8 protein-coding genes are annotated in these 10,351 nt (G+C 74.0%); 4 read left to right on the forward strand and 4 right to left on the reverse strand.

All coding sequences use genetic code 11. The features are described from left to right. Positions 1-146: 146 nt before the first annotated feature. Together GTW08_RS03360 and GTW08_RS03365 are read right to left on the reverse strand one after the other, a co-directional pair. Entirely contained in the window at positions 147-905 is a 759-nt protein-coding gene (locus tag GTW08_RS03360; RefSeq protein ID WP_073574318.1) for an enoyl-CoA hydratase, read from the reverse strand. Next, positions 902-2,071, reverse strand: a complete 1,170-nt coding sequence (locus tag GTW08_RS03365) for a CaiB/BaiF CoA transferase family protein (protein WP_073574317.1) — start codon at positions 2,069-2,071, stop codon at positions 902-904. Before GTW08_RS03365 ends, GTW08_RS03360 begins: the two co-directional genes overlap by 4 nt. Before the next feature lie 122 nt (positions 2,072-2,193). Between GTW08_RS03365 and GTW08_RS03370 the strand changes: the two genes are divergently transcribed. Beyond that, positions 2,194-2,871 carry a GntR family transcriptional regulator gene (locus GTW08_RS03370; RefSeq protein WP_161151398.1) on the forward strand — a complete coding sequence of 226 codons (678 nt, stop codon included), beginning with the start codon at positions 2,194-2,196 and terminating at the stop codon, positions 2,869-2,871. 14 nt (positions 2,872-2,885) lie between these two features. Here the strand turns inward: GTW08_RS03370 and GTW08_RS03375 are convergent, their stop codons facing one another. Together GTW08_RS03375 and GTW08_RS03380 are read right to left on the reverse strand one after the other, a co-directional pair. Then, positions 2,886-3,641: an IclR family transcriptional regulator domain-containing protein gene (locus GTW08_RS03375; RefSeq protein ID WP_161151396.1), complete on the reverse strand. Its 756-nt coding sequence runs from the start codon at positions 3,639-3,641 to the stop codon at positions 2,886-2,888. A 4-nt stretch (positions 3,642-3,645) separates the two neighbouring features. Then, the gene (locus tag GTW08_RS03380) at positions 3,646-5,046 is read right to left on the reverse strand and encodes an SLC13 family permease (RefSeq protein WP_100878175.1); all 1,401 of its coding nucleotides are present in this window, start codon (positions 5,044-5,046) and stop codon (positions 3,646-3,648) included. Between the two features lie 279 nt (positions 5,047-5,325). Between GTW08_RS03380 and GTW08_RS03385 the strand changes: the two genes are divergently transcribed. Genes GTW08_RS03385 through GTW08_RS03395 form a run of 3 tightly spaced genes read left to right on the forward strand, consistent with a single transcriptional unit; the run spans position 5,326 to position 10,274 of the window. Beyond that, positions 5,326-6,492, forward strand: a complete 1,167-nt coding sequence (locus GTW08_RS03385; RefSeq protein WP_100880556.1) for a pyridoxal-phosphate-dependent aminotransferase family protein — start codon at positions 5,326-5,328, stop codon at positions 6,490-6,492. 43 nt (positions 6,493-6,535) lie between these two features. Next, positions 6,536-9,499, forward strand: coding sequence for an FAD-binding and (Fe-S)-binding domain-containing protein (locus tag GTW08_RS03390; protein ID WP_161151397.1), 2,964 nt, complete (start codon positions 6,536-6,538; stop codon positions 9,497-9,499). Between the two features lie 4 nt (positions 9,500-9,503). Continuing rightward, positions 9,504-10,274: a fumarylacetoacetate hydrolase family protein gene (locus tag GTW08_RS03395; RefSeq protein ID WP_073574312.1), complete on the forward strand. Its 771-nt coding sequence runs from the start codon at positions 9,504-9,506 to the stop codon at positions 10,272-10,274. The last annotated feature ends 77 nt before the right edge of the window (positions 10,275-10,351 follow it).

Raw genomic sequence — 10,351 nt, forward strand, 5'->3', positions numbered from 1 at the left:
ACCGGCCCGGCCCGGCCGCTGCGGCGGCGCTGACCGCCCTCCGGGCCCGGCGGACCCGCCCTCCGGGCCCCACGGACCCGCCACTCGGGCCCGACGGCCCGGCGCCGACCCCGGTCACCGGTCCGACGGCGGACCGGAGCCCCGGATCAGGTCCCGGTCCAGCTCGGGGTGCCGCCCTGCCCGAACCCGGCGACCGTCGTGCGGAAGTCGGTCGAGCCGTAGACCCGGTCGACCACCGCGGTGTCGTCGGCGGACCGGTCGTCCAGCAGCCGCTTGGTCGCCCAGACCGTCAGCGGTGCGCCGGTGGTGAGCCGCCCGGTGAGCGCATCGAGCCCCGCGTCGAGGTCGTCGACGACGGCGTGCAGGAACCCCGGCACCCGCGCGGCCTCCTCGGCCTCCAGCATCCGCGCGGTGAGCAGCAGGTCCGCGGTCAGCGGGCGGCCCAGGGCCTCGACCATCAGGTCCAGGGTCCGCGCGGACAGGCAGTTGCCCAGCGTGCGGGCGATCGGCACGCCGAACCGGGACCCGGGCGTCGCGATGCGCAGGTCGGCCGCGCAGGCGATGCCCAGCCCGCCGCCGACGCAGTACCCGGCCACCGCGGCCACGGTGGGCACGCCGACGGCGCGCACCCGGTCGAGCACGGCGGTGACCCGGCGCTCGTAGGCCACCCCGTCGGCGCCCGAGGTGAACGCGCGGAACTGGCCGATGTCGGTGCCCGCGGCGAAGGCCCGGCCGCCCTCGCCGCGCACGACGAGCGCCCGGACCTCCGGGTCGGCGTCGGCCCGCTCGCACGCGGCCACCAGCCCCTCGTACATGCCCCAGGTCAGGGCATTGCGCCGCTCGGGACGGCGGAAGGTCACGGTGAGCACCCCGGCCGCGAGCTCCGCGGTCACCTCCGGGCTCACGCGTGGCCCCCGCGGGCGGGGTCGGACAGCTCGGCGAGGACTTCGTCGGTCGCCGCGCCGAGCGGGGGCCCGGCGGTGCCCCGCCGCGCGGGAGTGCGGGAGAAGCGCATCGGCGACCCCAGCTGGCGGACCGCGGCCAGGGTCGGGTGCGGGGCGTCCCAGAAGAAGTCCCGGCCGGTGAGCAGCGGGTCGGTGAAGACCTCGTCGTAGCCGGCGATGGACGCGCAGGGGACCCCGGCCGCGTCGAGCGCGGCGAGCACGTCGGACGACGACCGGGTACTCGTGACCGTCTCGATGCAGTCGATCAGCGCCACCCGGTTCGCCAGCCGCGAGCCGGGGTCGGCGAAGCGCGGGTCGCGCTCGAGGCGTTCCAGCCCGAGCGCCGCGCACAGCGACGTCCAGAGCCGGGTGGTGTTCGCGCCGACCGTCACGTGCCCGTCGCGGGTGCGGACGGCCTGGTAGGGGGCGTAGCGCTGGTGGGCCGAGCCCTGCCGCGCGGGCACCTCCCCGTCGCCGAGGTACATGCCGGCCTCCCACACCGCGAGCGAGACTCCCGACTCCAGTAGCGAGACGTCGATGTGCTGACCGGTTCCGGAGCGGTCCCGCTCGCGCAGCGCCGCGGTCACCCCGAGCGCCACGTAGAGCGCGGTCACCAGGTCGCAGACCGGCACGCCCACCTTGACCGGGTCGCCGTCGGGCTCCCCGGTCACGCTCATCAGCCCGCTCGCGGCCTGCGCCATGATGTCGAGCCCCGGCCGTGTCGCGGCCGCACCGTCGACACCCCAGCCCGACGCCGAGGCGTACACCAGCTCCGGACGGCGGTCGGCCAGGGCCTCGTAGCCGAGCCCGAGCCGGTCCATCGCGCCCGGCCGCAGGTTCTCCACCACCACGTCGGCGCGGTCGACCAGGGCCAGGAACGCGGCGCGGCCCCGCTCGTCCTTGAGGTCGAGGACGACGGACTCCTTGTTGCGGTTGAGCCGCAGGAACGGGGAGCTCTCGCCGTCGAGGAACGGGCCCGCGGACCGGGTCGGGTCGCCGGTGCCCGGCGGCTCGACCTTGACCACCCGGGCCCCGAGGTCGGCGAGCTGCATCGTCGCGAACGGCGCGGCCATGAAGGCCCCCACCTCCAGTACGAGCACTCCGGTCAGCGGTGGGTCGGTCTGCATCGGCAGCCCTCCGGGGTCGTCGGCATCGGCCGTGATATACGGTATACGGAAGTACGGGAGAGGTGGGTGCGGTGACGGCGGTGCACGCGGGTACCGGTGGCCGGATCGTCGCGCCGCCGTCCATGGCGGAGCTGGCGACCGACGCCCTGCGCGCGATGATCTTCTCCGGCGAGCTCGCGCTGGGGGAGCGGCTGGTCGAGGCGCGCCTGACCGAGCGGCTCGGGGTCTCCCGCCCGCCGCTGCGTGAGGCGCTGCAGACACTGACCCACGAGGGCCTGGTCGTCGCGCACCCGCGGCGTGGCGCGACCGTGCGCACGCTGACCCGGCACGACGTCTACGAGATCGTGACCCTGCGCGAGGACCTGGAGGCACTCGCCGTCCGCCTCGGCGTGCCGGTGCGGGTGCCCGAGCGGCTGGGGCGCTGCCGGGCGGCCCTGGCGGCGTTCGAGGAGGTCGGCCGGGCCGGCGACGAGAGCCGGTTCCTGCACCACAAGTTCGAGTTCCACCTGTCGCTGGTCGCACTCGCCGGGCACTCGCGGCTGACCGAGGCCTACCGGGCGCTGTCGTTCCAGATGCAGCTGTGCATGGCGATGAACCGCACCGCCCGTCGCGAGTCCCTGCTGGAGAACGTCGAGCGGCACCGCGAGCTGCTCGCCGTGGTCGAGGCGGGGGACCCGGAGGTCGCGCAGCGCGCCCTGACCGAGCACGGCCACACGTCGTTCCTGCTCGACCTCGTCGACCGGCTCGACGGCGGCACGCCGGAGTCCGAGGAGTGGCTCGCCCGCCGGCGCGGGGCCTGAGCTCCGGTCGGCGCTCACGCGAGCGTCCCGCCGATGCCGTCGGCGGCGGCCCGCAGCAGGGCGGCCGCCTCGGCGACACGGTCGTGCCCGAAGCGGTGGATCGGTCCGGACACCGACAGTGCCGCCGGGCTGGACACCCCGGCGAGCGGGACGGCCACGCAGAACACGCCGACCTCCTGCTCCTCGGCGTCCACGGCGAACCCGGCCCGGCGGATGCGGTCGAGCTCCCCGAGCAGCCGGTCGGGGTCGACGACGGTGTGGTCGGTCGCCGCGGGCAGCCCGGTGGAGCCCAGCAGCCGCCGGGCCGCGGGCGCGGGCAGCTGGGCGAGCAGCGCCTTCCCGACGCCGGTGCTGTGCAGCGGCACCCGTCGCCCGACCTCGGTGAACGTGCGCATCGAGTGCGGACCGGGCACCTGCGCGGTGTAGACGGCGCGCTCCCCGTCGAGCACGGCCATGTTGGCGGTCTCGCCGAACCGCTCCGCCACCGCGCGCAGGTCGTCCCCGGCGCGCACCCCCAGCACCCGCGACGCCCGGTCCCCGAGCCCGATCAGCCGCGGCCCCAGGGTGTAGCGGCGGTTGGTGACCTGGTGGGCGTGGCCGAGCTCGCGCAGGGTCGCGACGATCCGGTGGATCGTGGGCTGCGGCAGGTCGACGGCCACGGCGAGCTCGCTGATCGACAGCTCCCCGTCCGCCTCGGCCAGCACGTCGAGGATCCGGAAGGCCCGGACGACGGACTGGACGCCGCCCGGGCCTGCTCCCGTTCCCGGCACCGGATCAGCCCCAGCCGGGGACGACGAAGATCAGCCAGCTCAGCAGCGGTGCCACCGCGCACATGCTGAAGCCCCAGATCATGAGCCCGCGGAACACCCGGTCGGTCTGGTCGGCCGGCGCGTTCGCGACGACGAGCGCCCCGCTGGTGGAGAACGGCGAGGAGTCCACCACCGACGACGACAGCGACAGCGCGATGATCAGGCCGACCGCGCCCACCTCGCCGGCGAGCAGGAACGGCACGGCCAGCGGGATCAGGGCGCCGAGGATGCCGGTGGTCGAGGCGAACGCGGACACGATCGCGCCGATCAGGCAGATGATGATCGCGGCCAGCAGCGGGGACCCGATCGTCGTCACGAGGGTGCCGAGCCAGTCGATGGTGCCGACCCGCTCCATCAGCGACACGAAGGTCACGATCCCGCAGATCAGCAGCACCGTCGGCCACGCGACCTGCCCGACGGCCGCCTTGGCCGACGACGGCGAGATGATCGAGAGGACCGCCGCCACGGTGAGCGCGGTGAAGCCGACGTCGAGGCCGAACGCGAGTGCGCCGACGGCCAGTGCGACCAGGCCCAGGATCGTGAACACGTGGTCGCGTTCGAGCGGGCGGTGCGGCTCGTCGTCGTCCGGGCCGACCGGCTCGGCGGCTCCGGACCCACCCGACCCGGCCCCGCCGGTGACCGTCCGTGACCGGCCGTGCGGCACGGCGCCGCCGCCCAGGGCGAGCGAGGTGCCCGGCTCGGCGGCCACGGCGACTCGGTCGTCGCCGGCGCCCGAGGATCCCGCGGCATCCCGGGAACGGCGGAGCAGTTCCCGCCCGCCGAACATCAGGAACACGACGATGCTGAGCGCGAGATTGAACACGAACGACGAGAAGAACAGCAGCCCCGGATTGCTCGGCAGGTTGTTGCGGGCGACGACGCCGTTCACGATGCTGCCGAAGATGCTGATCGGCGAGAAGCCGCCGGCGCTCGCCCCGTTGATGATGAGAAGGCCCATCAGCATCGGGTTGATCTTGTAGCGCTGGGCGAATCCCATGCCGATCGGCGCGATGATGGCGACCGCGGCGGGGACGACGGCGCCGACCGCGGTCAGGACGGCGGTGACGCCGAACATGACCCACGGGATCAGGGCGATCCGGCCACCGACGGCCCGTACCGCCAGCTGGACCAGGCGATCCACCGTCCCGTTGCCCTTGGCGATGGCGAACAGCAGGGTCACGCCGACGAGGATCACGAACAGGTCGCCGGGGAACCCGCCGACGATGTCGTCGGTGTCCTCCCCGACGAACGCCGTGCCGACGACGAACGCGGCGACGAAGGCCAGCGCGCCCATGTGGACCGGGAGGATCGTCGCTATCAGGAACACCAGGGCGAGTGCCACGATGGTGATGAGTTCGATGGACATCGTTTTCCTCTGGGGTCGGCACTGACGCAGACAGGAACTGATGACGCGGTCCGCGCGACGTCGCCGGGCCGCATTTTCCGCAATGCGGAAAACGAATTCGATATCCCGAGTATCAGCAGGATCACACACGCCCGTCAAGCGGCGTCGATGCCGCTCGACGGGATGTGGGAAGGCTCTGCAGCACCCTCTCGACGGCAGACTGTAGACGGTATACCGTCATCAGCGCGAGACCCGGATTCCGCCATCCGGAACCATCGGTCACCGAGCGTGGAGAACCTCATGACGTACGCAGCCGGTCGGCACTTCCTGCAGATCCCCGGCCCGACGAACGTGCCGGACTCGGTGCTGCGCGCCATGTCGGCCGCGACGATCGACCACCGCGGTCCGGACTTCCAGGCGCTGGGGACGGAGCTGCTGCGCGACGTCCGCCCGGTCTTCGGCACCACCGGTCCGGTCGTGATGTACCCGGCCACCGGCACCGGCGCGTGGGAGGCGGCCCTGGTCAACACCCTGAACCCGGGGGAGACGGTGCTGTGCTTCGAGACCGGGCACTTCGCCACGCTGTGGCAGGAGATGGCGGGCCGGCTCGGGCTCCGGGTGGACCTCGTGCCCGGCGACTGGCGGCACGGGGCGGACCCCGCCGTCGTCGCCGAGCGGCTCGCCGCCGACACCGGCCGCCGGATCGCCGCCGTCTGCGTGGTGCACAACGAGACCTCGACCGGTGTCACCAGCCGGGTCGCCGAGATCCGCGCCGCGATGGACGCCGCCGATCACCCGGCCCTGCTGCTGGTCGACACCATCTCCTCGCTCGGCTCGATGGACTACCGGCACGACGAGTGGGGTGTCGACGTGACCGTCGCCGGCTCGCAGAAGGGGCTGATGCTGCCACCGGGGATGAGCTTCAACGCGATCAGCGCCAAGGCCCTGGAGCGCTCCCGCACCGCGACGATGCCGCGCACCTTCTGGGACTGGGGCCCGATGCTCGCGGCCAACGAGCGCGGCTTCTTCCCCTACACCCCGAACACCAACCTCATGTACGGGCTCAAGGAGGCGTTGCGCCTGCTCCACGACGAGGGACTGGAGAACGTCTTCGCCCGCCACACCCGCCACGCCGAGGCCACCCGGGCCGCGGTGCGGGCGTGGGGCCTGGAGGTGCTGGCCCTCGACGAGCGCGAGTACTCCAGCGCGCTCACCGCCGTGCTCGTCCCCGACGACGTCGACGCCGACAAGGTCCGCGCGGTGATCCTCGACCGCTTCGACATGTCGCTGGGCGCCGGTCTCGGCCGCCTCGCCGGGCGGATCTTCCGGATCGGCCACCTCGGTGCGTTCAACGACCTCACGCTGGCCGGGACCCTCGCCGGTGTCCAGATGGGCCTCGGTCTCGCCGGGGTGCCGGTCGCGGGCTCCGGCCTCGACGCGGCGCTGGAGCGGCTGCAGACCGACTGACCCGCCCCGACCGCCCCCGCACCGTCGCGAGAGGACGCCCCCCATGACCGCCGAGCTGACCCGTCCCGCCACCGCCACCACCGCCGTCCCGGGTCTGGAGGAGACGCTCCGGTCCCGGGTGACCGGCGAGGTCGCCTTCGACGACTACAGCCGCCACCTCTTCTCCCGTGACGCGAGCATGTACGCGATCACCCCGCTCGGAGTGGTCTTCCCCCGTACCCACGACGACGTCGCCGCGGCCGTGCGCACCGCGGCCGAGTTCGGCGTGCCGGTCGTCCCGCGCGGTGCCGGCACCAGCCTGGCCGGCCAGACCGTCGGACCGGGGCTCGTGCTCGACCTGTCCCGGCACCTCAACCGGATCGTCGAGCTCGATCCGGTGGCGCGCACCGCCGTCGTCGAGGCGGGGGTGGTGCAGGACCAGCTCAACCGGGCCGCGGCCGCGCACGGGCTCATGTTCGGCCCGGACACCTCCACGAGCAACCGGGCCACGATCGGCGGGATGATCGGCAACAACTCCGCGGGCAGCGGGTCGCTGACCTTCGGCATGACGATCGACCACGTCCGCGCGCTCGACGTCGTGCTGTCCGACGGCTCCACCGCCCGGCTGGAACCCGTCGACGCCGACGAGCGCCGTCGTCGCGCCGCCGCGGACACCCTGGAGGGCGCCCTCTACCGCGAGCTCCCCGCGCTGGTCACGGAGAACGAGGACGCGATCGCCGCGGGCATGCCGCTGTTCTGGCGCCGGGCCTGCGGCTACCGGCTGGACCGGCTCGCGGGCTTCGCGGAGTCCGGGACGTTCGACCTGGCGACGTTCGTCGTCGGCGCCGAGGGCACGCTGGTGCTGGCGACCCGCGCCGTCGTCGACCTGGTGCCCAAGCCCGCGCGGACGGTCTACGCCGTCGGCCACTTCGACACCGTGCACGGCGCCATCTCCGCCACCGCCGACGCGCTGAGCTGCGATCCGCACCAGGTCGAGATGATGGACAGGACCATCCTCGACCTGTCCCGACGCAAGATCGAGTACGCCGACCTGGGCAACCACCTCGTCGGTGACCCGGCCGCGCTCCTGTTCGTCTCGTTCTCCGGCGACGACGAGGCCGGGCTGGTGGCGAAGCTGCGCGCACTGGCGGCGCTCTGGGAGCGCCACGGCCACGGCTACCACACCCTGGAGCTGGTCACCCCCGCCGAGCAGGCCGCGCTGCTCAAGGTCCGCAAGTCCAGCCTCGGGCTGCTCATGGCGGCGGGGGAGGGCACCCGGCGCCCGCTGGCCTTCGTCGAGGACACCGCGGTGGCCCCCGAGCACCTGGCCGAGTACACCGCGCGGTTCAAGCAGATCCTCGACGAGAACCGTCTCGAGGCGGGGTTCTACGGCCACTGCTCGGTCGGCTGCCTGCACATCCGCCCGTTCGTCGACCTCACCGACCCGGCCCAGGTCGCCACGATGCGCCGGGTCGCGGAGCGGATCAAGGACCTGGTCGCCGAGTACGGCGGCGTGAACTCCTCCGAGCACGGCGACGGGCTGGCGCGCTCGGAGTTCAACCGCGAGATCTTCGGCGACGAGCTGTACGAGGCGATGCGCCGGGTCAAGGCCCTGTTCGACCCGGGGAACGTCATGAACCCCGGCAAGATCGTCGACGCCCCGTCGATGACCGAGAACCTGCGCGACCGCGACGCGCTGCCGCCCGCCCCGCGGCTGACCACGGCGCTGTCGTTCGAGGTGATCGGCGGCCCCGGCGCCACCGGGATGCGCGACGCCGCCGACCGCTGCATGAACATCGGCCTGTGCCGCAAGACCACGGCCGGGGTGATGTGCCCGTCCTACCAGGTCACCCTCGAGGAGGAGCACTCCACGCGCGGCCGGGCGAACGCACTGGTCAAGGCGCTGTCCGAGCCGGACCCGGCCGCCGGGCTCGCCGACGGGCGGCTGCACGAGATCCTCGACCTGTGCCTGATGTGCAAGGCCTGCAAGAGCGAGTGCCCGATGGGCGTGGACATGGCCTCGCTCAAGGCCGAGGCGCTCCACCAGCAGCACGCGGTGCACGGCACGCCGCTGCGCTCGCGGCTGTTCGGTGCGATCCGCACGCTGAACCGGCTCGGGTCGGCGACCGCGCCGCTGTCCAACCTGCCCGGCCGGGTCGGGGTGCTGCGCCGGCTCGCCGAGCGGACGGTCGGGATCACCGCGCGCCGCCCGCTGCCGCGCTTCGACCGGGACAACCTGGTGCGGTGGTTCCGGCGTCGTGACCCCGCGCGGGCCGCCGCACCGGCCGGGACCGTCGTGTGGCTGGCCGACTCGTTCACCACCTTCACCGAGCCGCACATCGGGCGGGCCGCGATCGGCCTGCTGGAGCGTGCCGGGTGGCGGGTCGAGCTGGCCGGCGGCGGCTGCTGCGGCCGGTCCAGCCTGTCCAAGGGACTGCTCGACGACGCCCGTCGCAAGGCGACCGGCCTGGTCACCTCGCTCGCCCGGGACACACCGGCCGACGCGCCGATCGTCGGCTGCGAGCCGTCGTGCGTGTTCACCCTGCGCGACGAGACCCTCGCCCTGCTCCCGGACAGCGCCGAGGCCCGGTCGGTGGGCGAGCGGGTCCGCCACGTCGAGGAGCTGCTCGTCGAGGCCCTCGACGACGGCCGCCTGGTCCTGCCGGAGCGGTCGGCGCTGAGCGGGCGGCGCGTGGTCTACCACGGGCACTGCCACCAGAAGGCCGAGGTCGGGACCGCGGCGACGCTCGCGCTGCTGCGCCGCATCCCCGGGCTGGAGGTCTCCGAGATCGACTCCGGCTGCTGCGGGATGGCGGGCTCGTTCGGCTTCGAGGCCGAGCACTACGCGACCTCGATGGAGGTCGGCCGGGACCGCCTGCTCCCGGCGATCGACGCCGAGTCCGCCGACACCCTGGTCGCCGCGACCGGCGTCTCCTGCCGCCAGCAGATCTTCCACGGCGCCGGGCGCACCGCCTGGCACCCGCTGGAGCTGGTGCGCGAGGCACTCGGCCCGGCCGGGACGGTGTGAGCGGATGCGACTGGTCCGCTACGACTCCGGCCAGGGCCCGCGCACGGGGCGGGTCGAGACCGGCGGCGACGGCGACGTCGTCCGCGAGCTGGGCCCGTCCGGGCCGGGGGCGGTCGCCGGGCGGCTCGCCGAGGTCGTCCTGCTCGCCCCCTGCGACCCCCGCACCATCGTGTGCGTCGGGAGCAACTACCCCTGCCAGCTCGCCGAGAAGGGGCGTCCCCGCCCGGAGCGGCCCGCGCTGTTCCTCAAGGCGCCCAACGCCGTCGTCGGACCGGGGGAGCCGGTGCTGCGCCCGGCCGGGGTGGAACGGCTGGAGTACGAGGGCGAGCTCGCGGTGGTGATCGGCCGCCGGGCCCGTGACCTGGACGAACGCACCGCCTGGTCGCATGTGCTCGGCCTGACCTGCGCCAACGACGTCACCGCGCACGACTACCGCGCCGACGGGCAGTGGGCGCGGGCGAAGAGCGCGGACACCTTCTGCCCGCTCGGGCCGTGGATCGAGACCGAGCCGGGCGCGGGCCCGTGGGGGCTGCGGACCACGCTGAACGGCCGCACCGTCCAGGAGTCCGACACCGGGGCGATGATCTTCGACGTCGCGCGGATCCTCGCCCACGTGACCCGCTGGATCACGCTGCAGCCCGGTGACGTCGTGCTCACCGGCAGCCCCGGCGGGGTCGGGCCGATGACCGCGGGGGACCGGGTCACCGTCGAGATCGACGGCGTCGGGACACTGGAGAACCCGGTCGCCGAGCGGCCCGCGCCCGTCGTGCACTGAGCCGGCCCGGCGCGGACCGCCGCAGCCGGCCCGGCTCAGCCCCGGCCCACCGGCTCCGGCGTGTCCAGCTCGGCGGG

It is taken from the genome of Pseudonocardia sp. SID8383, from assembly GCF_009864975.1.
GTDB classification, from domain to species: Bacteria; Actinomycetota; Actinomycetes; order Mycobacteriales; family Pseudonocardiaceae; genus Pseudonocardia; species Pseudonocardia alni.

What these genes read in the sequence shown, in the direction of transcription:
- GTW08_RS03365 (WP_073574317.1), bottom strand. Translation starts at nt 2,071, where the DNA reads ATGCAGACCGACCCACCGCTGACCGGAGTGCTCGTACTGGAGGTGGGG.
- GTW08_RS03370 (WP_161151398.1), top strand. Translation starts at nt 2,194, where the DNA reads ATGGCGGAGCTGGCGACCGACGCCCTGCGCGCGATGATCTTCTCCGGC.
- GTW08_RS03380 (WP_100878175.1), bottom strand. Translation starts at nt 5,046, where the DNA reads ATGTCCATCGAACTCATCACCATCGTGGCACTCGCCCTGGTGTTCCTG.
- GTW08_RS03385 (WP_100880556.1), top strand. Translation starts at nt 5,326, where the DNA reads ATGACGTACGCAGCCGGTCGGCACTTCCTGCAGATCCCCGGCCCGACG.
- GTW08_RS03390 (WP_161151397.1), top strand. Translation starts at nt 6,536, where the DNA reads ATGACCGCCGAGCTGACCCGTCCCGCCACCGCCACCACCGCCGTCCCG.
- GTW08_RS03395 (WP_073574312.1), top strand. Translation starts at nt 9,504, where the DNA reads ATGCGACTGGTCCGCTACGACTCCGGCCAGGGCCCGCGCACGGGGCGG.